24 protein-coding genes are annotated in these 24,466 nt (G+C 48.1%); 6 read left to right on the forward strand and 18 right to left on the reverse strand.

Going from position 1 to position 24,466, the window contains the following annotated elements; genetic code table 11:
- Positions 1 to 25: 25 nt before the first annotated feature.
- From P2W84_RS03735 to P2W84_RS03780, 10 genes are all read right to left on the reverse strand, one after another.
- A complete protein-coding gene (locus P2W84_RS03735; protein WP_276088764.1) occupies positions 26 to 787 on the reverse strand; it encodes a DUF2520 domain-containing protein in 762 nt (253 codons plus the stop codon).
- A 1-nt stretch (position 788) separates the two neighbouring features.
- The gene (ccsA, locus tag P2W84_RS03740) at positions 789 to 3,257 is read right to left on the reverse strand and encodes a cytochrome c biogenesis protein CcsA (RefSeq protein WP_276088765.1); all 2,469 of its coding nucleotides are present in this window, start codon (positions 3,255 to 3,257) and stop codon (positions 789 to 791) included.
- A 5-nt stretch (positions 3,258 to 3,262) separates the two neighbouring features.
- The gene (locus P2W84_RS03745) at positions 3,263 to 3,673 is read right to left on the reverse strand and encodes a cytochrome c maturation protein CcmE (RefSeq protein WP_276088766.1); all 411 of its coding nucleotides are present in this window, start codon (positions 3,671 to 3,673) and stop codon (positions 3,263 to 3,265) included.
- A 178-nt stretch (positions 3,674 to 3,851) separates the two neighbouring features.
- Entirely contained in the window at positions 3,852 to 5,273 is a 1,422-nt protein-coding gene (locus tag P2W84_RS03750) for a Glu/Leu/Phe/Val dehydrogenase (protein WP_276088767.1), read from the reverse strand.
- Positions 5,274 to 5,431: 158 nt separating this feature from the next.
- The gene (locus P2W84_RS03755; protein ID WP_276088768.1) at positions 5,432 to 5,635 is read right to left on the reverse strand and encodes a CcmD family protein; all 204 of its coding nucleotides are present in this window, start codon (positions 5,633 to 5,635) and stop codon (positions 5,432 to 5,434) included.
- Positions 5,632 to 6,294, reverse strand: a complete 663-nt coding sequence (locus P2W84_RS03760; RefSeq protein ID WP_276088769.1) for a cytochrome c biogenesis protein — start codon at positions 6,292 to 6,294, stop codon at positions 5,632 to 5,634. The genes P2W84_RS03755 and P2W84_RS03760 overlap by 4 nt, the downstream gene beginning before the upstream one ends.
- Before the next feature lie 65 nt (positions 6,295 to 6,359).
- On the reverse strand, positions 6,360 to 7,019 hold the full coding sequence (locus P2W84_RS03765) for a heme exporter protein CcmB (protein WP_276088770.1): 660 nt from the start codon (positions 7,017 to 7,019) through the stop codon (positions 6,360 to 6,362).
- A gap of 2 nt (positions 7,020 to 7,021) precedes the next feature.
- Positions 7,022 to 7,444, reverse strand: coding sequence for a hypothetical protein (locus P2W84_RS03770; RefSeq protein ID WP_276088771.1), 423 nt, complete (start codon positions 7,442 to 7,444; stop codon positions 7,022 to 7,024).
- 4 nt (positions 7,445 to 7,448) lie between these two features.
- Entirely contained in the window at positions 7,449 to 7,784 is a 336-nt protein-coding gene (gene gldC / locus P2W84_RS03775; RefSeq protein WP_276088772.1) for a gliding motility protein GldC, read from the reverse strand.
- Between the two features lie 289 nt (positions 7,785 to 8,073).
- Positions 8,074 to 9,390, reverse strand: a complete 1,317-nt coding sequence (locus P2W84_RS03780) for a DEAD/DEAH box helicase (RefSeq protein WP_276088773.1) — start codon at positions 9,388 to 9,390, stop codon at positions 8,074 to 8,076.
- Positions 9,391 to 9,428: 38 nt separating this feature from the next.
- On the opposite strand from P2W84_RS03780, the gene P2W84_RS03785 reads away from it, so the two are divergent.
- The 4 genes from P2W84_RS03785 to P2W84_RS03800 are packed head-to-tail and all read left to right on the forward strand — an operon-like array spanning position 9,429 to position 14,592.
- Positions 9,429 to 10,763, forward strand: a complete 1,335-nt coding sequence (locus P2W84_RS03785; protein WP_276088774.1) for a dihydroorotase — start codon at positions 9,429 to 9,431, stop codon at positions 10,761 to 10,763.
- Positions 10,763 to 11,833: a DUF3810 domain-containing protein gene (locus tag P2W84_RS03790; protein WP_276088775.1), complete on the forward strand. Its 1,071-nt coding sequence runs from the start codon at positions 10,763 to 10,765 to the stop codon at positions 11,831 to 11,833. The genes P2W84_RS03785 and P2W84_RS03790 overlap by 1 nt, the downstream gene beginning before the upstream one ends.
- A gap of 12 nt (positions 11,834 to 11,845) precedes the next feature.
- Positions 11,846 to 13,708: a Fe-S protein assembly chaperone HscA gene (gene hscA / locus P2W84_RS03795; RefSeq protein ID WP_276088776.1), complete on the forward strand. Its 1,863-nt coding sequence runs from the start codon at positions 11,846 to 11,848 to the stop codon at positions 13,706 to 13,708.
- A gap of 2 nt (positions 13,709 to 13,710) precedes the next feature.
- On the forward strand, positions 13,711 to 14,592 hold the full coding sequence (locus tag P2W84_RS03800; RefSeq protein ID WP_276088777.1) for a zinc dependent phospholipase C family protein: 882 nt from the start codon (positions 13,711 to 13,713) through the stop codon (positions 14,590 to 14,592).
- 8 nt (positions 14,593 to 14,600) lie between these two features.
- Here P2W84_RS03800 and P2W84_RS03805 read toward each other — a convergent pair whose 3' ends face one another.
- The 8 genes from P2W84_RS03805 to P2W84_RS03840 all read right to left on the reverse strand — a co-directional run bounded on the left by P2W84_RS03805 (position 14,601) and on the right by P2W84_RS03840 (position 21,937).
- Positions 14,601 to 15,272: a DedA family protein gene (locus P2W84_RS03805; RefSeq protein ID WP_276088778.1), complete on the reverse strand. Its 672-nt coding sequence runs from the start codon at positions 15,270 to 15,272 to the stop codon at positions 14,601 to 14,603.
- Positions 15,273 to 15,354: 82 nt separating this feature from the next.
- A complete protein-coding gene (locus P2W84_RS03810) occupies positions 15,355 to 16,026 on the reverse strand; it encodes a DUF4397 domain-containing protein (protein WP_276088779.1) in 672 nt (223 codons plus the stop codon).
- Between the two features lie 115 nt (positions 16,027 to 16,141).
- Positions 16,142 to 17,266 (reverse strand): DNA polymerase III subunit beta, encoded by a 1,125-nt coding sequence (gene dnaN / locus P2W84_RS03815; protein ID WP_276088780.1) that lies wholly within the window; start codon positions 17,264 to 17,266, stop codon positions 16,142 to 16,144.
- 35 nt (positions 17,267 to 17,301) lie between these two features.
- A complete protein-coding gene (gldG, locus tag P2W84_RS03820) occupies positions 17,302 to 18,954 on the reverse strand; it encodes a gliding motility-associated ABC transporter substrate-binding protein GldG (protein ID WP_276088781.1) in 1,653 nt (550 codons plus the stop codon).
- Between the two features lie 26 nt (positions 18,955 to 18,980).
- The gene (gene gldF, locus P2W84_RS03825) at positions 18,981 to 19,709 is read right to left on the reverse strand and encodes a gliding motility-associated ABC transporter permease subunit GldF (RefSeq protein ID WP_276088782.1); all 729 of its coding nucleotides are present in this window, start codon (positions 19,707 to 19,709) and stop codon (positions 18,981 to 18,983) included.
- A gap of 101 nt (positions 19,710 to 19,810) precedes the next feature.
- A complete protein-coding gene (locus tag P2W84_RS03830) occupies positions 19,811 to 20,338 on the reverse strand; it encodes an outer membrane beta-barrel protein (protein ID WP_276088783.1) in 528 nt (175 codons plus the stop codon).
- A 132-nt stretch (positions 20,339 to 20,470) separates the two neighbouring features.
- Positions 20,471 to 21,142: a porin family protein gene (locus P2W84_RS03835; protein WP_276088784.1), complete on the reverse strand. Its 672-nt coding sequence runs from the start codon at positions 21,140 to 21,142 to the stop codon at positions 20,471 to 20,473.
- 84 nt (positions 21,143 to 21,226) lie between these two features.
- Positions 21,227 to 21,937: an ATP-binding cassette domain-containing protein gene (locus P2W84_RS03840; RefSeq protein ID WP_276088785.1), complete on the reverse strand. Its 711-nt coding sequence runs from the start codon at positions 21,935 to 21,937 to the stop codon at positions 21,227 to 21,229.
- 71 nt (positions 21,938 to 22,008) lie between these two features.
- On the opposite strand from P2W84_RS03840, the gene P2W84_RS03845 reads away from it, so the two are divergent.
- Positions 22,009 to 23,490, forward strand: a complete 1,482-nt coding sequence (locus tag P2W84_RS03845) for a glycine--tRNA ligase (RefSeq protein ID WP_276088786.1) — start codon at positions 22,009 to 22,011, stop codon at positions 23,488 to 23,490.
- A 254-nt stretch (positions 23,491 to 23,744) separates the two neighbouring features.
- Positions 23,745 to 24,455, forward strand: coding sequence for a CAP domain-containing protein (locus P2W84_RS03850; RefSeq protein WP_276088787.1), 711 nt, complete (start codon positions 23,745 to 23,747; stop codon positions 24,453 to 24,455).
- Positions 24,456 to 24,466 lie beyond the last annotated feature (11 nt).

Below are 24,466 nucleotides of genomic sequence, written 5' to 3' on the forward strand. Positions count from 1 at the left end.
ATACGCACCAAAAACCGCAATCGCATTATCCTTGTGATTTTTTAATGCTGTTACTCAATAGCTGATAGATGTGTGCCAGCTCCGGCCGGTCCTTTAACATGGTCAGATGAGCAGCCATCGTCTTTTCATCACCCCGCATCGCCGGTCCGGTCTGGGCTTCCAACGGCCTGTAGTTGCCTACCTTGTTTGCTGTTTCCATGATCAGCGGCCTGATGAGGTCAAAGTCCAGTCCGTTTTCACCCAAGATGAGGTCACCCAATGCATAGAGATGGTTCACAAAATTACAGGCAAAAGCAGCAGAAAGGTGTAAGATCCGACGCTGTCCGCCATCAATTTCATATGCAGGGCTGCCAAGCTTCAAAGCCACGGATTTTAACGTATCCATTATCACTGTATTCCCCGCTTCAAGACACAAGGGTACATGCTTGAAGTCCAATATTCTCTTTTTGGAAAAAGTCTGCAGTGGATAAAAAACCCCGTGATTTCCAAAGCGCGAAAGTGCCTCTGCGGAAGTTATACCGGAAGTATGCACCACAATACCTTTCACTGCCGGCATTGCTTCACACACCGCAGCTATGGCATCGTCCTTTACAGATATAATATAGAAATCGGCATCAACGGTAATTTCCGAAAGCTCGGCTACAGCTTCGGCTTCCAGGTCGGCCGCAAGTTTTACGGCATTGGCAAAGGTATTGCTCCAAACCTGTATCAAGCGGAAACCTGCGACTTTCAGGGCCATTGCCAAATGAGTAGCAACATTACCCGATCCGACACAGACCACATTCATTTTATGCTGCCCCCACTTCTTTCTGTCTCCTGAAAATAGACAACAGGAAGCCAATTACCATTACTATCGTACCCAGCCAGTAAAGATTTATATAAGGAAATTCGATGGATTTAAACACCACCCAATCCTTAGCCTGCTGTGGCTTTTCATAAACCTGCAATTCCATCTTCTGCTGTTCAGGTAATACTCTTGTAAAACGCAGCCTCAGCCCCAGATCATCAATATTACGCGCAAAGTCAAAGATATTGTTACCCTTTACCAGGAAAATAGGCTCTGCATTATAGACCTTGCCGCTTACGTTTACTTGTATTGGCATGCCCACCGCAATATCACCCTTGGCCAACACCAGGTTCTTAGCTTCCGGCTTTGGATTAATTGCTTTAATGGTCAGTATACCACTGCTGGTATGCAGTGTATCGCCAACACTCACATTCACAATTCGCGGGGCCTTATAATTCTCCTCTTCACGATGGCCATCGTGTGCCTGATGCTCCTCCTCAGGCTGCGGGGCACTGGTAATGTGCGTGTAAATATCATAAGTAAGGTAATGTTTAGTATCTGGAGATGCGATCAGCCCCATCTTCTCATTGGACTGGATATGCGGATTCAGATCGAAATCCTCCTTTACCGAGCCATCCTTCTCATCGTACACCTTAAAGTTCAGTTTAAAAAATGTATTGGGAGCAATAGTCGTATCACTTACATAGGTTACCGTATAACGACCCATTTTCTTAGGCTCATTCTTATAAAGCATAATGTTCTCACCAGGCTTCTCTGCTTTTTCAAAATCCTTTACCGGGATAAAGTTGGAAGCATTCAGCGAGATCGACTCGTTTGTCGCAGCGGCGACCAGTGCCCCAAGCAACAGCAGTGCAAAGCCGATATGCGATACCGCCGCACCGACAAGCTTTTTCTTACCGCCAAAGGCCTGCCCAAGCATCTTTCCGTTAGAAAATATCGCAAAGAGACAACTAAAGGTCAGCAGGATGAACATCAGGTTATGATAGATGTTCGTGATGTACACAAAACCCGCAGTGACCACCATCGAAAAGACCACAGCGGCCACCAGGTTGCTGTAAAACTTACGCGGGTCTGTACGTTTGTACTTCATGAATTGTGAAAATCCCGAAATGATTGTTACCAGCACCGCAAAAGGTGCTTGCCATTGATTATAATACTTAACTACATCAACCGGGGGAGCAAAATTAGTTCCGAAAGCTGCGTTAAACACGGGGACCGAGGTGACAAAGATAACCTGTACACAGGCGATCGTTACCACCAGCGAACCGATAAACATCCAGAATTCGCGCGAGTAGGTTTCCTCATCCTTGTTGGTGATCGGAAGTTCCTTCCATCGCAAGACGAGTAATATGGTCGGAATCACCAGAAAAACCACATTATAAAGTACCAGGTGGCCAAACATGCCCAGATCAGTAAATGAGTGCACCGAAGTTTCCCCAAGAATACCACTTCGGGTAAGGAAAGATGCATAAAGTACCAGTATAAAGCTCAGGAACACTAAAACTACCGCTGTAAAATACGCATGCCCTGTATTCTTGAACGCGATCATGACATGAATACCGGCCACAAGGGTCAGCCAGGGAATAATGGATGCGTTTTCAACCGGGTCCCAGGCCCAGAAACCTCCGAAATTAAGTGCTTCGTATGCCCAGAAAGAGCCCATAATGATACCCGCCCCCAGGATCATTACTGCAAACAAAGCCCAAGGCATTGCCGGCTTAATCCATTCTTTATATTTCCTCTGCCATATCCCCGTTACCGCATACGCAAAAGGGACGATCATACTGGCAAAACCAAGGAACAATGTAGGCGGATGGATCACCATCCAGTAATTCTGCAACAATGGGTTCAGCCCCCTGCCATCTGTAATAAAAGACAGGTAATTTTTATAATTCTGCGGATCCGCAAATACTACCGGGGCCATTTCTTTCAGGTTCACCGCTTCCCGCAGCAAAATAAAAGGTGAGCTGCCGATACGGGCACCAAACACCTCTACCCCCAGCAACATCGACGTCAGGAAAACCTGTGAGAAAGCAACAACAGTCATTACCCCATTTTCCCAGGTCTTCGCCTTCCAGATCACTACTGCCCCAAGCAGTGACTGCCAGAAGGCCCATAGCCAGAAACTGCCCTCCTGGCCTTCCCAAAATGCCGAGACAATATAATAGACGGGGAGCTCCTTTGAAGAGTGCGAATAAACGTAATAATACTCATTATAGTGGTTAAGGATCAGAAAGAACAGCACAGCGCCTATTCCGATCACACTTGCCCAGTTGATCAGGAAGCCAATCCGGCCCAGACCAGTCCATGATCTTTCGGAACCATCTTTACCGGTTGTTGCAAAATAATAAGAAATAGCAGAAAACAGTGAAGCAGCAAACGCAAGCACGATAAAAAACTGCCCGATTTTACCCGGCAGAAGGTTCTCTCCGATAAATTGTATATCCATTAAGATCAATTGTATTTTTCCACCTTGCCATCCTGTTTGACCTCGACGAGATCATTATTATATTTAGACGGGCACTTCATCAGGATCTTGGAAGCATAAAAGGTACCTGATTTCATTTCCCCGATCAGCACCAGCTTTTCCGAGCGTTCAAAATCCTGGGGCTTTGTACCGTTATAAACAACCTTACCGAGCGCTCCATTCTGGTCCTTCATATAAAACGCAAAGTGATTGGCATCCTTCTCTGCATCATAATACGTCCCCTTACTCTTTTCCCAGTATCCCATTACATGAAACTCCCGCGCATCCTTGGCTGCTTCGGCAAATGTGGCATAAGTACTGGTATCGGCGTTGAGACTTACCAGGAAGCCCACACACATCGCAATTGTTATCAGACCTATAATGGCACTTTTCTTCATGTTAACATTTAAACCTTAGATAGGGTACAAAGATAGAAATTAAACCTGCCTGGCCCCTTTCCGGCCAGAGATACAAGTGTTTATTGATAGTTCTCTGACAAAAAAGCTAATGCCTGACATTTTTAAAACAAAAAGGTCCGTGTTTACCGCACGGACCTTTTTGTTATTACCTGTTATCTTAGGGCCAGACGCCCAGGCTCATATATGAAACGGCAATTTTATCTATCGCGCCAACAAAAGCTGCCGTTCTGAGCGTTTTCGTCCCCGGTTTCGCCAGCAGTGTATCCCTGATCTCGTGATAAGAATGAATCATAGTATCCTCCAAACCGGAATTCACCAGTTCAAGTTCCGAGGCACCCTTCACAATCATGAGCCTGTTCTCAGCTGGGATCGTTTTACCGGTAAGGCCCTCAAGCGTATTGATCAGATTGGCGTTGGAATTCTCCGCATACCTGTTTTCCATACGGCCAAAAGCCACATGTGACAGGTTTTTCAACCATTCAAAGTAAGACACCGTCACACCACCGGCATTACAGTACATATCAGGTATGATCATACCGCCCATTTCAGTGAAGATCGCCTCTGCCTCTGGTGTTACCGGACCATTGGCCCCTTCAGCAATCACCTTCGCCTTAATGTTTCTGATATTTTCCCTGGTGATCTGGTTTTCCAGGGCTGCAGGCACCAGGATGTCGCAAGGCTGCTCCAGACCCTCACCCGAACGCCTGAATTCTGTAGCTCCCGGGAATCCCAGTATTGAGCCCGAACTCTTCCTGTGCGTAAATACCTCATCTATATTAAGGCCATCTGCATTATAGATCGCACCCTCAAACTCACATACACCCACAATCACTGCCCCGAACTCCGCCAGGAACTTGGCCGAGTGATACCCTACATTACCCAATCCCTGTACAATTACCCTTTTTCCGATCAGACCGGGCTCCAGTCCTATTTTCTTCATATCTTCTGCAATGCCAACGCATTCGCGCACCGCATAAGCCACTCCCCTGCCGGTAGCTTCTTTACGTCCCCTGATGCCGTGCAACGCGATCGGTTTGCCGGTTACACACCCCAGCGCATCGAGCTGACCCGGATGCATAGTCATATAAGTATCGGCAATCCAGCTCATTTCACGTTCACCGGAACCATAATCCGGTGCGGGGACATCGATGCCCGGCCCGATAAAATTCTTTTTGATCAGTTCTGTAGTATACCTCCTCGTAATGGTTTCCAGCTCAGCTACCGTATAGTTTTTAGGATTGATGCAAATACCGCCTTTGGCACCTCCAAAAGGCACATTTACGATCGCACATTTATAAGTCATCAGGGCAGCCAGGGCCATCACCTCATCCTCATTGACCATTTCACTATAGCGGATACCACCCTTAGTCGGATTCATGTGCTGAGAGTGTTCTACACGCCAGGCATCGATTACTTCAAATCCATTACCCTTGCGGATCGGGAACTGGAAACGGTAAACACTGTTGCAAGCCTTGATCTGGTTTAACAAACCTTCCGGGTGGGAGGTAAATTGAGCGGCATGATCGAAGTTCATGCATACATCTGCAAAGAACTTTGTCTCGTTTGCAATATTGGCCATAATTGTCTTTTTAGAATTATAATAAGTTGTCAGTTTTCAATGCAAAATTGCAGTAAAAAAAACGACTATTCCAAATCCTGAAAAGCTTAGTGTAAAGCTTACACCAAACCAAATCAGGCCATTTGACCAGGGAAATCAGCAGGAGAACTGAGTATTAGCTAAGCATTGCGTTCCAGTTTCTTCAGCCTTCTGTCCATTGAAAAAAGAAAGAAGATGAGGCCCAGGAGGATCAGCACCACACATACTACAACCACATATATCTTGCCCGATGCATATAAACTGTCAGCAGTGATGTTGCCCTGGGCATACAAGCCTAGACAGGACAGTAACATCAGTAAAGTAGCGGAAATCTTTTTCATCATGCGGATATTTGTTTTTTCTCAAGTGTGCGTATGCGGTATTTCAATGTATAGATCCAGTAACCGATCAGTATCCAACCCAGGCAGGCCGGATAGAAAACCATCCTCATCCTGCTGTCCAGATCATAGGCATTAAAGCCCGGATTTCCTCCGTTGCCGGGATGAAGCGAATCCGACAGGCGTGGCAGGACAAATAACAGCACGACCATGATCGGGAAGGCAAAAATATTGTAAATAGCAGAAATCTTTGCCCGCTTTTGTTCTTCGTCAATCGCATTACGCAAAATCAGATAAGCGAAATACAGCAGAAGTGCAATCGCCGCAAAATTTTGCTTTACATCAAAGCTCCATGCTTGTCCCCAGGTAAACCGGGCCCATATTGCTCCAGTCACTATGCCAAGCATACCATAAACTATACCTACGTTTACACTTTCCACAGCCCTGATATCATCCTCAGCCTTTCCGCTACCGAGATATTTCACACTGTAAAACACGGAAATACTGAACAACACGATCATCCCAAACCACATAGGAACATGAAAATACAGGTTGCGAATGCTCTCGTGCAGTATAGGCAGTTGCGGCGTACTCGAAAGAAAACCCCAGACCGTTGAATAAATGACCAGCACGGAAGCGATTATTTTCCACCAGGTTTTATACATTGTTAGAATTTAGAACGACAAATGTAATCACTCATCCAGTTATATTTATCAAAAAGTGTAAACTACTAATCCCGCCACAGATAAGGGAAGAGCAGCAATGTCACTGCCGTTACGAGCACATTCACCACCACCAACAATCCGATCTCGTCCAGACTCACACTACGATCAAGGCCGTCAATGGCATTCTTGGTAAGCTTGATCAGTAAAATGATCACCGGGATGATCACAGGAAAACTCAGGATCGCCATCAGCATCCCGCCATTTCCAGCTTTAGCGGCTATGGCCGAGATCATGGTAAAGATCGTGGAAAAACTCAGACTGCCCAGCATCGTAGCTACCAGGTAAAGTCCGAGGTCCTCAGGCACATAACTGAACACCATCATATAAAATCCGAGGGCGATCAGCGTCAGCAGTGTCATCAGCAGCACATTATAGATCGTCTTTGACAAAATCAGGGCCAACGGACTCGCAATGGTATATATATAAAGATGCCTGCCCCTGCTTTCCTGCAGGAAACCTTTGGACACCGCGTTGATCGAGGCAAAGAGCATGATGATCCAGAACAATGCGTTCCAGGTAACTGGCTTTGTACTCACGAAAGAAAGGAAACAGACAAATACGGTAGAAACCACATAAAGCAACACACCATTCAGTGCATACTTTGAGCGCCATTCCAGCAGCACTTCCTTTTTGACCAGATATTTTACCTGCATGAGAAGCTCCATAGTTACGGGTTTTGTACCGGAGGTTGCGCTACATCCAGCACGACAGCTTTCCGTTTGCGTATCAGCGCAAGTGCAAAGGCGCCCGCCATGATCACATACCAGCCCCATTTATATTTCACCATTCCGGCAGCGAAATTGATCAGCTTTCTGAAGTGCAGGAAGCTAAAACTATCGTGTGCCTTAAAATAAATACCCGCGAGCGTGACCAAGGCCAGTAAAATCCCTCCCCATCCGGCAAACCTCATCAGACCCGCCTTTCCGGCAAAGGCCCCGATGAACCCGAGTCCGGCCATCAAATAAAAGGCGACTGCCAGGCGCAGATCAATATCAAAATAATTCCAGTTACCAATAATCGGCAAATGCATCAATGGGCTCAATCCACCTATAGCCATCAGCGCTGACCCGATAATTCCCTGAACCTTCATCCTGTTATTTCCTGGTATCAATACCCATTTTTTCAGCAAAATGCGCACAGTAATCGCGCAGGTCTTCCACGATCAGGTTTTCCCCTGTAGCCCTCAGGAAACTGTCACCCATGGTCTGCAGGGTCTCATAAAAGAAACGTTTCATTTCATCGACAGGCATATCCTTCGTCCAGAGGTCTATTCGCATGGAATTCTTGTAATTGTGATCCCAAAGGGCCAGCATCATCGATTTAACCGGCACCTTCTCCTGTCCCTGCGCATCGGTAGATTCCCACAAAATATTCTCAGGAACATTCTTTTCGTCCAGCTGGACCGTGATCTTAATTTCTGCTTCTCTCATTTTTCTATGTATGCGGAACTAATATATATACTAAAACAATCATAAAAACAATCAACACGCCTTCTATAGCCCAAAGCTTCATTAAACTGGGGACAAACTTCCTGAAGACCAGATCAGATACAAAAAATACGGCTGCCGAGATCAGACAAAAGCCAGCCAGCAACCCCGGGGCGCTAACCGGGAGCGGTCGTTTCATTTCTGGACCCTGCTCCCACAGTATAAAGATGCCAAAGACCAGGCATGCGGCAGATACGATGTTCAGCGGGGTCAGTTTAACTTTCAATTCCGGTTATCTCTTTGTTTTCTTCTTTTTCCAGGGTGGTGTCTTCCGTTGTTTCCTTTTATCGGCAAGCGGCACAGCGTGCTTCTTGTCATGAAAAGCACCTTTAAATTCCGGGTCTTCCTTCCTGCGCTGTTCATCGATCGCCCTGGCTATAGCCTGGCGCTCCTCATAAGGAGTTTCCTCCACAAATACCTCCCGTGGCAAAGGTACAACAGGAATTTCCTGGCGGATCAGCTTCTGTATCTTTCCAACGTAATATTTTTCGGCAGGTGTACAAAACGTCAGGGCATCGCCCTTGGCAAAGGCCCTCCCCGTACGTCCGATACGGTGCACATAATCCTCAACCACGATCGGCACATCAAAGTTGACCACATGGCTCACCTCCGTTACATCGATGCCCCTCGCTGCTACATCTGTAGCCACGAGGATACGTACATTCCCTTCGCGAAAGCTGTTGATCGAATTGATTCTTGTATTCTGACCCTTGTTGGCATGGATCACGCGCACGGCATCCGTCCCAAATCTCCGTTCCAGGAAACGATATATATTATCGGCCACCAGCCTGGTCTTACAAAAAATGATCAGGCGCTTAAAAGCCTCATCATCCTTCAGCAGATGCTGCAGCAGGTTGATCTTCGTTTTAAAATTAGGCACCTCATACAGGACCTGCGCCACGCTCGGTGCCGGGGTCGCCTGTTCGGCCACTTCGATCAGAGTGGGGTGTTTGAGGAAATCGCCCGCAATCTTCTGTACCAGGTCGCTCATTGTTGCCGAGAACAGCAAGTTCTGCCGTTTGCGCGGCAGCACTTCCAGTATCCGGTGGATAGCACCGATAAAGCCCATGTCCATCATCTTGTCTGCCTCGTCAAGTACAAAAAATTTAAGGTACTTGGGATTGATGTGCCCGGCAAGATAAAGATCCAGGAACCTGCCCGGGGTCGCTACCAGCACGTCTGCACCTGCTTTTATCTGCTCGATCTGCGTCTTTGGTCCAAGCCCCCCGTAAACCACTACCGTGCGCAGATCAGTATATTTCGCAAACAGCTTTACATTTTCAGTGATCTGCATGGCCAGCTCCCTCGTCGGCGCCAGGATCAGGGCACGGGGGTCCTGGCCCTGCGCGTATTTCAGCTGCATCAGCACCGGCAGTACATACGCGGCTGTCTTGCCCGTACCCGTCTCCGCAATACCAAACAGATCCTGGCCGGAAAGCACCGGGCCGATCGCCTTTTCCTGTATAGGTGTAGCTTCCGTAAAGCCGGCATCTTCCACCGCATTCAGTAGCTGTCGGTTCAGTTTAAACTCATCAAACTTTTTGGGCATCCCGCAAAAATAGACATTTTTTTTCTAAGTTTGACTTCATGAACACCATCCTGATCAAAGCCGTATCCCTTGTCAATGAAGGTAAAATCACTGTTTCAGACCTGCTGGTCAAAGATGGTTTTATTGAAAAGATCGCCCCTGTCATTGACCGGTCCGCAGACCTTGAGATCAATGCCGAGGGCCTGCACCTGCTGCCCGGGATGATCGACGACCAGGTGCACTTCCGCGAACCGGGGCTTACCCACAAAGCCGATATTTTTTCCGAAAGCATGGCTGCTGTGGCCGGCGGCATCACCTCGTTCATGGAGATGCCCAATACCGTACCCAATACGCTTAGTCAGGATCTGCTTGCCGACAAATACCAGATTGCGTCAGGCGTCTCCCTGGCCAACTACTCCTTCTTCATGGGTGCTTCCAATGACAATATCTCGGAAGTTTTAAAAACCGATCCGAATAACGTCTGCGGGATCAAAGTGTTCATGGGCTCCTCTACCGGCAATATGCTGGTCGATAATGAAACCGTCCTGGAAAATATCTTCCGGGAAGCCCCGATGCTGGTTGCGACCCATTGCGAGGACGAACAGACCATCCGCCAAAACCTGGCCATTTACCGGGAAAAGTACGGAGACAACATTACACCTGACATGCATCCCCTGATCCGCAGTGCAGAAGCCTGTTACAAGTCTTCCTCTCTTGCGGTGGAGCTGGCCAGAAAATACCAGACACGGCTGCACATCCTGCACATTTCCACCGCCAGGGAAGTCGGTTTATTTGACAACACCATTCCGCTGACAGAAAAGCACATTACTGCAGAAGCCTGTATCCACCACCTCTGGTTCGATGACAGCGACTATGCAGCCAAAGGCAACTGGATCAAATGGAACCCCGCCGTAAAAACCACGGCAGACCGGCAAGGCATCCTAAGAGGTCTGCTTGACGGGCATATTGACGTGGTAGCAACCGACCACGCACCCCATACCATTGCCGAAAAGAAACAGCCTTATCTGCAGGCACCTTCAGGCGGTCCTCTGGTACAGCACGCACTGCCGGCCCTATTGGAAATGTACCATCAGGGTAAGATCAGCCTCGAACAGATCGCCGAAAAATCTGCACACAATGTCGCTACCTGTTTCAACATAGACCGCAGGGGCTTCATACGCGAAGGCTACTGGGCAGACCTTGTCCTGGTCAACCTCAATGACCCCTTCAGGGTAACCCGTGCCAATACGCTGTACAAGTGTGGCTGGTCGCCGTTCGAAGGCCAGACCTTTCAGGCAGAGATCAGCCATACCATTGTCTCAGGCAACCTGGCCTATCAAAAAGGCCGGTTCACGACCAACGAAAAAGGACAAAGACTTGCTTTCAACAGGTAATGGTGAACGGTAGCATACCTAAATTGTTAAGGCAATTTATCCTGCTTTCCGTTACGTCACTGCTGGTTTACATGATCAGCTACAGTGATCTCGCTGTAGAACTGCTCTACTCCAGGGGCATATACCAGCTGACTTCGATAACCCAGCGTTTTCTGACCAACCTGCTTCCCTTTTCTACAGGCGACCTGTTTTATGCGCTGCTCGTCATTTATCTCGTCAGAAGATTGCTCAGTTTCTGCCGCCATCTTAAAGGAAAGGACACACGCAAAACCGCGATCCGAACCGCATTACCAAATACAGTCAATCTGCTCCTCGGCCTTTACCTCGCTTTCAAAATTCTCTGGGGCCTCAACTACGCCCGTTTACCGATAGCGGCCCAGTTGGGTATCAGCAATGAAAAATACAGTACTGCTGAACTTGTCAGACTGGGAAGCTTTTTCATCAAAAAAGTGAACCACCTGCAAAAAGTAAACATGCCGGCCTATGAACTCCGGCAATTGCGCGAGACTGCGACCGCGGCTTATCACCGACTGCAAAAGAAAAATGCGTTTTTCAGTTATCCTGCCCCTTCCGTAAAACCTGTATTGTTCAGCTGGATCGTTACAAAAATGGGCATTGAAGGCTATTATAATCCGTTATCCGGTGAAGCCAATGTCAATATGCGGTTGCCACGTACCGAACTTCCCTTTGTCACCTGCCATGAGATCGCACACCAGCTGGGCATCGGCCGTGAAGACGAGGCCAACCTCATCGGCTATCTTACGGCCAGTAGCAGTAATGACCCCGGCTTCCGCTATTCGGCAGCCTATGCGGTGCTCAAAAACATTTTGTTTGAAATCCGGATCAAATCGCCTGAAGATTACGAAAAACTTTACGCGGAGGTCAACCCCCGCACCATCGCCGATTTCAGTGCAGACCGCGATTTCTGGCGCCGCTATAACGGCCAGATGTCAGCCTATACAGGCTTCGCTTTTGACCGCTTCCTGAAGTTCAACAACCAGCAGAAAGGTACCGGCAGCTACCAGGATATAGTACTTTGGCTTTACAATATCCATAAAAAAGATTTGTAATTTTGCCTGCCTATGGCAAAGATATCCATTAACCTGGCAACAGGTTCATTGCAAAAAGAAGAGATCATCGTAGGCATCGACCTGGGTACAACCAACAGCCTGGTCGCCTTCATCAATCCCGATAAAAACCCCCAGGTCATCAATGATACGGGCAAAGGCGTACTGGTTCCTTCTGTAGTGCACTTCAATGCCCAGGGAGATGCCATTGTCGGTAATGAAGCCAAAGCGTTCCTCATTACCGACCCGGCAAATACCATCTTCTCTGTGAAACGCCTGCTTGGCCGTTCCTATAAAGACGTCGCCGGGCACCAGGATACTTTTTCCTACAAGATCATTGACGACGAGACCGAAGCCCTCGTCAAGATCAGGGCAGGCGGCAAGTTCTATACTCCTATCGAGCTTTCCGCACAGATCTTAAAAGAGCTCAAAGCCAGAGCGGAACATGCGCTGAAAACTCCGGTTAACCGTGCGGTGATTACCGTCCCGGCTTATTTCAATGATAGTCAGCGCCAGGCTACCCGCGACGCGGGCCGTCTCGCAGGCATCGATGTGTTGCGTATCGTCAACGAACCTACCGCCGCCAGCCTCGCTTATGGACTGGGGCTTGACCCCAACCAGCAAAAGACCATTGCTGTTTATGACCTGGGCGGCGGCACTTTTGACGTGTCCATCTTGTCCATTCAGAACGGCATTTTTGAGGTATTATCCACTAACGGGAATACCTTCCTCGGCGGCGACGATTTTGACCGAGCCATTGTTCATTACTGGATTGAAAAGAACCGGCTTGACACGCATATCCTTCAGGAAGACAATGCCCTCATGCAGTCACTGAGACTACAGGCTGAAGCCGCAAAAAAAGCGCTCAGTAACCAGAACCTCTATAACGAAAAGCTGGGCGACATCTGGTGTACCATTGACAAGCAGACATTTGAAAGCCTGATCGCGCCTAAGGTAACCGAGACCATTGATTCCTGTGCACAGGCACTCAGAGATGCCAGACTCAGTATTACTGACATTGACGAAGTCGTACTGGTTGGCGGTTCTACACGTACGCCCTATGTTAAACAACAGGTAGCCGAATTTTTTGGCCGCGAACCGCATGACCAGATCAATCCTGATGAAGTTGTTGCCTTGGGCGCAGCCATTCAGGCAGATATCCTCGCCGGCAACCGTTCAGACATCCTGCTCCTCGACGTCACCCCGCTTTCCCTGGGCATCGAAACCATGGGAGGCCTGATGGACATCATTATTCCCCGCAACGCCAAAGTTCCGACCAAGGCAGGAAGACAATATACCACCTCGGTAGACGGCCAAGTAAACATGAAGATCTCCGTCTTTCAGGGCGAGCGCGATCTGGTTGCTGAAAACCGTAAGCTGGCAGAATTTGAGCTGAAAGGTATTCCTGCTATGCCTGCCGGGCTGCCTAAGATAGACATTAACTTCCTGCTCAATGCTGATGGTATCCTGACCGTGCAGGCCATAGAACTGCGTTCTGGTGTAAAACAGGAAATCGATGTAAAGCCCAGCTATGGCCTGACCGATGAAACTGTGGAAAAAATGCTGATCGATTCAATTACCTACGCAAAAAGCGATGTGGCACAGCGCATGCTCATCGAAGCCCGGAGTGAAGGCGAACAACTGGTTTATACCGCAGAACGTTTTATTGAGAAGCACGGCAGCTACCTGAGTACCGAAGAGATCAGCAAAACACGGAAGCATATCGAAGCACTCAGAACCGCATTGCAGCAACCTGAAAAAGACGAAATCCTGAAGCGTACTGATGAGCTTAACGAATACACCCGTCCTTTTGCTGAACGTGTAATGGATGTAGCCGTTTCCGCAGCCATGAAAGGGAAAAGTATAGACAGAGAGTAGCAGTGTCCGGCACCCGTCTGAAACCGGCACGTATTGCCTTTGGCCTGCTGCTGGCTGCTATAAGCTTATGCTTTTTCTGCTCCTGGGGCTTCTTCGCCCATATAGAGATCAATCGTCTGGCGGTCTATACGCTTCCTTCAGAAATGGGGTCATTCTTCAAACGCAACCAGGAGTACCTTTCCGAACACGCTGTCGATCCGGACAAACGGCGTTATGCAGATACCGCAGAGGCACCAAGACATTATCTGGATACCGAACTTTACGAAACCCATATCGACAGCATCCCCAGGAAGTGGGAAGATGCGCTGAATCGCTATGGTGCACAGAAATTCCATCAAAATGGTACACTACCCTGGCAGATCATTAAAAGTTATTACCGTCTGGTCCACGCATTCCAGCAAAAGGATTCTGCCAGAATACTGATATATGCTGCCTACCTTGGCCACTACGTTGCCGACGCACACGTGCCCCTGCATACCACACAGAATCATGATGGTCAGCTCAGCAACCAAAAGGGCATACATGCCTTCTGGGAAAGCAGATTGCCGGAACTTTTCAGCAAAGATTACAACTACCTCACCGGGCGGGCTACTTATATAAACAGTCCATTAAAAACAACCTGGGAAATCATCAGCCATACCCATACTCTGGTCGATTCCGTCCTTAACTGCGAAGCCAGTATCTCAGCTGATTTTTCAGGGAGGCAGAAATATGGTTTCTCTAAGCGGAACGGTCAATTGCTGAGACAATATTCAGAAAATTATTCCCGGGCCTATCACCAGCGGCTGAATGGTATGGTAGAAAGGCAGATGCGTGCCTCTATACAACAGATTGGCTCCTTTTGGTATTCAGCCTGGATTGATGCCGGCCAGCCTGATCTTTAAAAGCGGGATCAAATCTGTCCCCGCTCCTCAGCAACACGCTTTTTGCCAAATTTTGCTTTAAGGGCTGCATATATCGCCGGGAAGAAAGTAAACACTGCTATCGCCACGATCACGATCTCAAAGTTGTTCTTTACAACAGGGATCTGCCCCAGCAGGTATCCCGCCATCAAAAGACTAAATATCCAGGCGACACCACCGATTACGTTAAAGAACGTAAAGCGCGCGAAAGGCATTTTGGCCACTCCGGCCACAAAAGGGGCTATTGTCCTGAAGATCGGCAGGAAACGGCTAAAGATAATCGCCTTACCGCCATGCTTTTCAAAGAACTCATGAGACTGATGATAGTATTCCAGTTTCAGTATTTTGTTCTTTTCCTTAAACACCTGCATTCCCAGGTAGGAACCCAGCTGGTAATTAAGGGAATTACCAAGGATCGCCGCAATTATCAGCAATACTAGCATCACCCAAATGCTCAATCCGGTATTTCCACCTGCGATCAGGGTACCCATCGCAAAAAGCAGCGAATCCCCCGGGAGGAATGGTGTGACCACGAAACCAGTTTCGGCAAAAATGATCAGGAAAAGAATACCATAGGTCCAACCCTGATAATCCCTGATGATCTCCTCCAGGTGCTTGTCAATGTGGAGGATAAAATCGAGTAAGAAGCTAAAAAATTCCAAGTTGTTCAGATTAAGCCCAAAAGTAAAAATATCATGGCAATAACCATGATATTTCACTGAAGATATTTATTCCTTATAAGGACTATTGGATGATCACATGGCTGACCAGTTCCTTCTCAGAATCGCCGTCTATCCATATGGTATAATTTTTTCCTGCTTCCAGGTTCACATTGATCAGCAAATCTTCGGGAACATCGACAGCCCTGGCATAGAGCTTTGTTCCAGGATCCAGTTCATAATACTTAGATGCGTCAGAAAACGCTACTCCCGCATCAATAGCAGCCTTACTGTCCCCGTTTTCTCTTAAAAAGCTGATGAAGTTATTCAGGTGATAATTCAGGTGAACAAATCTCACCTTGGCCTTACCTGCCACTTTATTATTGTCGTCCCAGACAAAGCCGGCGGCAATTTTGTTGTCTTTAGAGGGCAAGGTATGGAAATAAAATACAGTAATGTTGTCACCGATTGCCAGTTTTCCGGCAACCCCTGCGTTTGCAGCACCGTCCGTAGCGCCCTGATCGGCAAAAGCAAAGGCGATATCTCCAGAGGTCGTTGTAAAATAAGGTGAATTCTGACCATAAATTAAAGGCAGGGAATTGGGCACCTTTTGCCCCCGAATGAACATATCCTGGTTATTCGATCCCTTCAGCGCATTTACAAAACGTACCTTCACTTCACCCACGGGTTCCGGCGGATCTTTCTTAACACAGGAAACCATCAATGCAACAAGCCCTAACAATAGTATTTTTTTCATAATCAGTTATATTTCGTTGGTTACCAAGACAGCAACATCAGTTAAAACAAATATACCAAAAACAACAATGGCCCGGTATTTTACCAGGCCATTTTACATTTTTTAACAATTTCCCTTAGTTATAGCTGTTCAGCATAACCGGCATCACCAACATCAGTACATCTTCGTTTTCGTCGTTGGTCTGCGGGATCAGCAGTCCTGCACGGTTTGGTGTGGACAACTCAAGTGTTACTTCCTCCCCGCTCAGGTTATTCAGCATCTCGATCAGGAACCTGGCATTAAAGCCGATCTCCATATCTTCACCTTCATACTGGCAACTCAGCCGCTCATGCGCCTCATTGGCAAAATCCAGGTCTTCAGAAGAAATGTTCAGCTCGCTGCCGCTGATCTTCAAACGCACCTGATGCGTGGTCTTATTGGCAAAGATCACTACCCTGCGCAGTGTATTCAGGAACAATGCGCGGTCAATGACCAGCTTGTTCGGATTATTAGCGGGTATCACCGCTTCATAGTCAGGATAACGCTCGTCAATGAGACGGCAGACCAGGTTGATGTTCTCAAATTTAAAGAAAGCACTGGTCGCGTTATAGTCAACAGATACATTTACATCGCTTGAAGGCAGGGCTGCTTTCAGCAGCGTAAGCGCCTTTTTCGGAAGGATAAAGGAAGAAGCCTTATCGCCCTTCGCATCCTTACGGCGATAGCGCACAAGCTTATGCGCATCCGTAGCGACAAAGGTGATGTGCTGGTCTGAAAGCTGACAGAACACCCCGGTCATGGCCGGGCGAAGTTCGTCATTGCTTACTGCAAATATCGTCTTGGTGATCGCCTCACTCAGGACTGAAGCAGGAACACTTACCGAAGAAGCATTCTCCACTACCGGGATCTTCGGGAAGTCTTCGCCATTTTCACCGCTCAGTTTATATTTTCCGTCACCTGCACTGATCTCGATCGCAAAGTTATTGTCATCGATATTGAATGAGATCGGCTGGTCAGGCAAGGTCTTTAAGGTATCCATCAGTATCCGGGAAGGCACAGCCACCTTACCACCTTCCTTAGACTCCACAGCCAGCGAGGTCGTCATACTCGTCTGAAGGTCTGTCGCGGAAATGATCAGGTTACCCTCTTTGATCTCAAAAAGGAAATTCTCAAGTATAGGCAACACCGTACTGCTGCTCGAAGCACCGTTAACAGTCTGCAAGTGTTTCAGGAGTGTTGAAGTGGATACAATAAATCTCATGATATGATTTAGTCAGTTCTCAAAAATAGAAAATTTTACCTTGCATACTTGCGCCTGCGGTAATAATGTTGAAAAATCGCAAACAATATCAACACCCCAAGCGGGGCTGTGATGTTAACTACCTGCCAGACCAGTCTTTCCGTTCGCACGCGTGCTTTATCCAGCAATCTCATCCGGACTTCCCTGCTCCTTAACGCAATAAGATCTTCCCCGCCACAAAGGTAATCTGTCAGGTTCAGCAGAAATATCCCGTTACCATAATTATTGCCGGAAAAACGATCAAAACCAAGGGGAAATGCAGATCTGTCCCGGCTACTTACCTGGTTCTTAAAGATATCTCCATCTCCGATCACCACCATCTTGTCCGGTTTGCCGCGCTCGGGTAAAGGATACCCTTCAGCCAGTCCTTCCGGCACCGGCCGGTTAAGGAATACCGAGGGAAATTCACCTTCGATCAGCACCGCCGCCATTCTGGGCACACTCGCATAATCCCTCGGATCAGGTTGTTCTGCCACCATTTGAAGGGAAAGTAACTGCGGTGTCTGCACCAACTTATTAAAAGGTGAAGTCCATAACAATGCGTGCTTACGCAGCCCCCTGACCCCGATGGTATCTACAGAACTCACAAACTCGGATCTGACCCCATCGATATGCCGGGTAATATTACTGGAAGTATCCGGGATCAGCAGGGGGTAGTACACCCATGGTGCCATCTGGATCTGCCCTGGCTTCCCGGCATTGCCCGTGCTTATCGGAATCTCCGTACAGTTTGCATCAGCCAACAGGTTATAGTTTATCCGTGCACCATACATAAACAGCATATCATCCAGGTTCAGCTTCCCGTTAAAAGCCAGTTGCTCTCCAGTCCTGCCCATACTGTCCAGGTCAGCTCCAACCTGGTCGAGGCTCCAGATCACCCTGCCCCCATTCATCACGAAATAATTCAGTTTATACTTCTGTGCCTCGGTAAATTCCTGCTGTGGCTTGGCAATGACCAGCAATTTCAGCTTATCCAGCCCGGCCCTGTCGATCAGGTCAAGGTTTACGCGTCCTACCTCATAACTGCCCGAGAGGCTTTTGATTGCGCCATCGAGCTGTGCATCGGAAAGCTCCCCGTTCCCTTCGGTAAAACCAATGCGCGGATTTCCGCCGCTTAGTACCTTTTCTATCGCGGAAGTAAAAGCATATTCCAGGTTCTGTACTGAACTATTGATCTGCTCCTCATAGTTAGCCCCAACGGATTGGTTCAATAATAGCTTTACCGGCAATTGACGGTCCCCGGCACGGACCAGTGCCATCGGGAACACTATTTTTTGAGCAAAACCGTCATCATTCCTGATATTCAGTGTAGTAGGCTCGATACCTGCCTCATATAAATTGTTCGTCACTGTATCCTGCTCCCGGGTATCTAGCCCTTCCAGCGGATTTGAAAATACGACCCTGATCCGCCCGCCCCCATAAGCCCGGTAATCTTCCAGCAGGTCCCGGGCAGCGTTACGCAACTTCCGGAATGCCGACGGGAGTTCACCATCGAGAAAGACTGTCACCTCCACATCCTGTCCGGCCCGTTTAAGCACCGATTTTGTTTGTTCCGTGAGTGTATAACGCTTTTCACCAGTCAGATCGATACGGGTATATACGCTCCCGGCCAGCAGGTTCAGCAAAACCAGGCACAGCAAAAACAGCATTCCCTGCAACCATCTGTTCTTTAAGTTCACCATTTTCGCCCCCCCAACACCAACCTGGTCATCCCCAGGAAGAATGCAGCTACCGTAATGAAATAGACCAGGTCCCGGGTATCCAGTACACCCCGGCTCAGTGAGCGGTAATGTTCACTTACACTCAGGCCAAGTAACAGTCCCTCCAACGCCCTCAGGCCAAAAATACCGCTAAGGGCGTCCAGGCCACTGAACAAAAAAAAGCAAATGAATACAGCAACTGCAAACGCCACCACCTGGTTGCGTGCAAGCGAAGAGGTAAAAATACCAATTGCGGCGAAAACACCGCCCAGCAGTAATAACCCCACATAAGAGCCAGCTATAGCGCCACTATCCACGTTACCGGTGGGTAAAGCCAGATGGTATACGGTAAAATAACAGAGCAGTGTCGGTATGAGTGCCAGCAAAACCAGCGCAAGGCAAGAAAAATATTTTCCGGATAAGATCTGCCAGTCCGTTAGCGGCCTGGTGGCCAGCAGCACAAAGGTGCCTTCCCGGCGCTCCTCTGCAAAGGAACGCATGGTAATGGCAGGTACCATAAATATAAAAAGAAAAGGTAACAGTTCGAAAAATCCGGTCAATTCAGCATAACCATAATCCAGTACAGAGGTTTGGGGAAAAACCCAGAATAACAGACCTGAAGCCAGCAGGAAAATCCCAATGGTAATGTAAGCCATCATGGAATTCAGCAGACCGAAGAGTTCTCTTTTAAAAACCGCGTACATTCATCCTGTTTTGACGCCGAAGTTAGAAAAATTTCATAAAAAAAGCCCCGGTAGCTTTACCGGGGCTTCAACTATACCAATTGACTAACGCCTAAATCTGCCTACAGGCCAAAGTTCCAGGCCAGTCTCAAGCCGATGAAAGACAAAGTGCCATTATTTGACCAGCCTTCGTAGCGGCCGGAAAGTTCCAGCGTAGATTTGTCAGCTACAGGAAATTCAACACCTACTCCTGGAGAATAGGCAAATGCAGTTCCTGCACCATCAGATGTTCCGAATGCAGCGCCCAGTTCACCGGCTACAAAGATATTCTCAGCCAGGAAATACCTCAATCCAGCCTTTACCGGAATAAAGCCGGTGTTGGCGAATTTAAGGCCGGTACCTTCGATATCCTTACCCTGGAAATTCAGGTAACCTGCACTTCCGGTAACGTTCAGCTTGTTAGCGATAGGATGCTGGTATTGCAAAGAACCACCTACACCAAACTTAGACACATCACCGAAATTCCCCATAGGGAAAGCGAATTCGGCTCCGATACCCAGTTTAGGTCCTGACATCGCTGCATCCTGAGCTTTTGCACCAGAGAACGCAAAAAATCCTGCAATTGCTGTTAGTAAAAATAACTTTTTCATGCTTGTTTAATTTAAATGAGTTATTTGAATTAATTGTAACCTTAGATGCAAAAACGCTGCCAACAGTTACAACTGTGATGCAACAATTAAACAGAATTCTGTCATAAAGACATATTTGTTTAAATATCAGGACTATATGCCGATGGTCATCCCAAGGGAAATCACACTGTGCTTATATTTGATCAGATCATCATCTCTGTTTATCGGCGATAGCCCCAGGTCATAGCCAGCCTGGATACCCACCCCCGAAGGAAACCGCATGCCTACTGTAAGGTTTAATCCAGCATCAATGCGACGGTACACCCCGTCACTTCCGAAATCAACCTCATAGTCGCCAGACTCAGCGGGCTGTTGCTGCGAGCCATACACGCTATTTTTATATTTGGTACGTCCGTATAATGCGATTCCTACATATGGGCCCGCGCCTAAGCATACTGTATTTTTGCCGGCCGGCAGGTTGGCGATCAGGTTTAAGGGTATCTCTGCATAGATAATATCGTCCTTTACCATAGCAGATCCCTTAGTGCCATCATGGTTAAAAGATGCTTTGTCTTTGTAGCCTTTGCCGCTAAAAATAATACCGGGTTGTACAGATATCAGTCCGCCTGCCGGAATATCGGCTGTTACACCTGCATAGGCCGAGATATTCCGCCCGATATCGCTTACTGCAATGCCGGGTTCCGCAGAATGGGTGTATGTCGGAAAGTTCAGTCCGGCCCTGAGGCTGAACTTAACGGGACCTTGGGCCGCAGCAAGCAGCGAGAAGCCTGCAAGCAGCAAGCCAAGCGATAATTTTTTCATCATAATACGTAATTCAGATAGCTGTCTGCGACTATCCGCAGACCGGCGCAAAGATATATCTTTCAGCTCGAACTGCAAGTAGAATGATCAGCATGCAGTAAGCTTCCTGAAGATAGCCTCCAGCGGGAGTCCTTCATGTTCTGATTTTAACCCTGACAGGGAATCGTCGGCAACTACCCGTCCCCTGCTGACCATCACCACATCATCGCATAAGGCCTCCACCTCCTGCATGACATGTGTAGACAGGATAACCGTCTTTTCTGAGCCCAGCTTCCTGATCAATTCCCTGATTCCGGCCAGTTGGTTCGGATCAAGCCCTGAAGTCGGCTCGTCCAGGACCAGCACTTCAGGATCATGAATAATAGCCTGGGCCAGGCCTACCCGCTGCCTGTATCCCTTTGACAACAACTGTATCTTCTTATGCGCCTCATCCTGCAAGCCCACCCGTTCAACAACGTCATCGACAAGCGTCCTGCGCCCATGCAATCCATACGCAGCCGCCACAAAACCGAGGAACTCCCGGACGTACATTTCTGTATACAGCGGTGTATGCTCCGGCAGATACCCAATCTTTCTCCGTACGGCTACGGCCTGCTGCCGCACATCCAGCCCACAGATCCAGGCATTGCCCCCATCGGGCCTGAGGTAGGTCGTCAGCATCTTCATGGTTGTAGACTTACCCGCCCCGTTCGGTCCCAGGAAGCCCAGCACACGGCCAGGTTCCGCGCTGAAGCTGACTCCGTCCACAGCCCGCTGGCTGCCATATACTTTCGTTAAGTTACTGACCTTGATGCTCACGTCCCAAAAGTAGAAAAATCACTTCTGCGATCATGAAAAGCAATGAAATATTTTAATAAGTTTGCATCATTATGGCAAAAAACACTAACGACGAGCAATTTAAGAATGTAATATCCCATGCAAAGGAATATGGATTCATCTTCCCGAGCAGTGAAATATATGACGGGTTAAGCGCCGTTTACGATTACGGACAGTTGGGTGCTGAACTGAAGAACAACATCAAGACCTACTGGTGGAAAGCGATGGTACAAATGCACGAAAACATCGTTGGCATCGACGCTGCCATCTTTATGCACCCGAAAGTATGGAAGGCCAGCGGTCACGTAGATGGATTCAACGATCCGATGATCGACAACAAAGATTCCAAGAAGCGCTACCGTGCCGACCAGCTGCTTGAAGACAAAATAGAGCGCTATAAAAAGGACGGCAAAACCGAAAAAGCAGAAAAGCTTCAGCAGGATATGGACGATGCCCTTAAAGCCGAAAACCTACCCCTGCTGAAAACACTTATAGAAGAACATGAGATCGCCTGCCCTGTCAGCGGAACCAGGAACTGGACCGAGGTAAGACAATTCAACCTCATGTTCAGCACTCAGTTCGGCGCCATGGCAGAGGGTTCTGAAGAAGTATACTTAAGGCCGGAGACAGCACAGGGTATATTCGTTAACTTTCTGAACGTCCAGAAAACCGGCAGGATGAAGATTCCCTTCGGCATCGCTCAGATTGGTAAGGCCTTCCGTAACGAAGTGATCGCGCGCCAGTTCATCATGCGCATGCGCGAGTTCGAACAAATGGAAATGCAGTTTTTCGTGCGCCCCGGAGAAGACGCAAAATGGTTTAAATACTGGAAGGAAGCGCGCCTGAAATGGCACCAGGCCCTGGGCACCGATCCGGAAAAATACCGCTATCATGACCACGTAAAGCTGGCCCACTATGCGAATGCCGCTACTGACATCGAGTTCGAGTTTCCTTTTGGTTTTAAGGAAGTAGAGGGCATCCATAGCCGCACCGACTTCGACCTGTCCCAGCACCAGGAGTATTCCGGCAAGAAAATGCAGTATTTTGATGCCGAACTGAATGAAGAAGGCAAGCCTTACGGCAATTATATCCCTTACGTAATTGAGACCTCCATAGGCCTGGACCGCATGTTCCTGCTCACACTGATCAATGCCCTTGAAGAGGAAGACCTGAGCGAAGGCGACAAGCAGGACAGCCGTACCCTCTTGCGCCTGCACCCTTGCCTTGCTCCTTACAAAGTGGCTATTTTCCCGCTTACCAAGAAAGATGGATTGCCAGAAAAGGCACGTGAGATTATGAACAGTCTTAAACTGGACTTTAACTGTATCTATGAAGAGAAAGACGCCATTGGCAAGCGATACCGCCGCCAGGACGCTATCGGCACGCCTTTTTGCCTTACAATAGACCACCAGACGCTGGAAGACAACACCGTTACGATCCGCCATCGCGACACCATGGAACAGCAGCGTATTGAAATCAAGGACCTACACTACATTATCGGCAATAAGGTAAGCTGGAAAAACCTGCTGAGGTAAATTCAGACAGACTTACAGGAGTAAACACAAAAGCCGGGTATTTCACCCGGCTTTTTTATGCATCAGCAGCCACTCCGAAGCACGTTGACGCACGGTTAACGCTCCCTATACCTACCCTATACCTACCCTTAACGCACCCTAGTGGTAGGTTAACCCTCTGTCAATGGTACGCAGATGCAGGGTATAGCAGCATAATATATTATTGCTATGAGCTGATATTATATAAATGGTTTGGCTTTTGCGTTATATAAAATATGAAGTTGAGTTTGTTTCTGTTTTTATCTCTATCGCCCCTTGCCGGTTTTTTTCCATTTACCAAGAACCCCGGGGCTGCAACCGTGAGCAAAACCGAAAACGCCTGGTCTAAGGAAGAGCTGACTAAGGCCAATACCGCAGGAGGTAAGACCTACCTCACCCCTGAAGAGCGTGACATCGTCCTGTATACCAACCTTGTCCGCATGAACGGTGAGAAGTTTTTCAATACCTTCTTCCAGGATTTTGTGGAAAAGCACAACCGGGACATGCAGCAATACAGCAACTATAATACGCTAAAGATCTCCCGGTCTGACAAATACTACACAAGTCTGGAAAAAGACCTCAGAAAAATAAAAGACCTTCCTGTCCTCTGGCCAGATGAAGCCTTAAGCTGGGTTGCCCGGCAACATGCGAAGGACATGAACAAAAGAAACTATGCCGCGCACAATTCCCCGGAAGGGAAAACTCCCAAAGACCGCATCAGCCAGATGTACCCGAGACGTTCAATGGGAGAAAATCTCTCTTTTGGTTTTGCGACCGGCCTGGGCAATGTATGTATGCTGCTGCTTGATAAAAACGTACCTGACCTTGGACACCGGAAAATGATTCTGGATACCAGTTATGGTGTTAATTTCGTCGGCGTGAGCATACAACCTCACAAGAGTTACCGCTACTGTGCAGTGATGGATTTCGTGTCCCTGCCCAGGTAAATTCACGCCGG

Origin of the sequence: Pedobacter sp. JY14-1, assembly GCF_029269825.1 — a bacterium.
GTDB lineage: Bacteria > Bacteroidota > Bacteroidia > Sphingobacteriales > Sphingobacteriaceae > Pedobacter.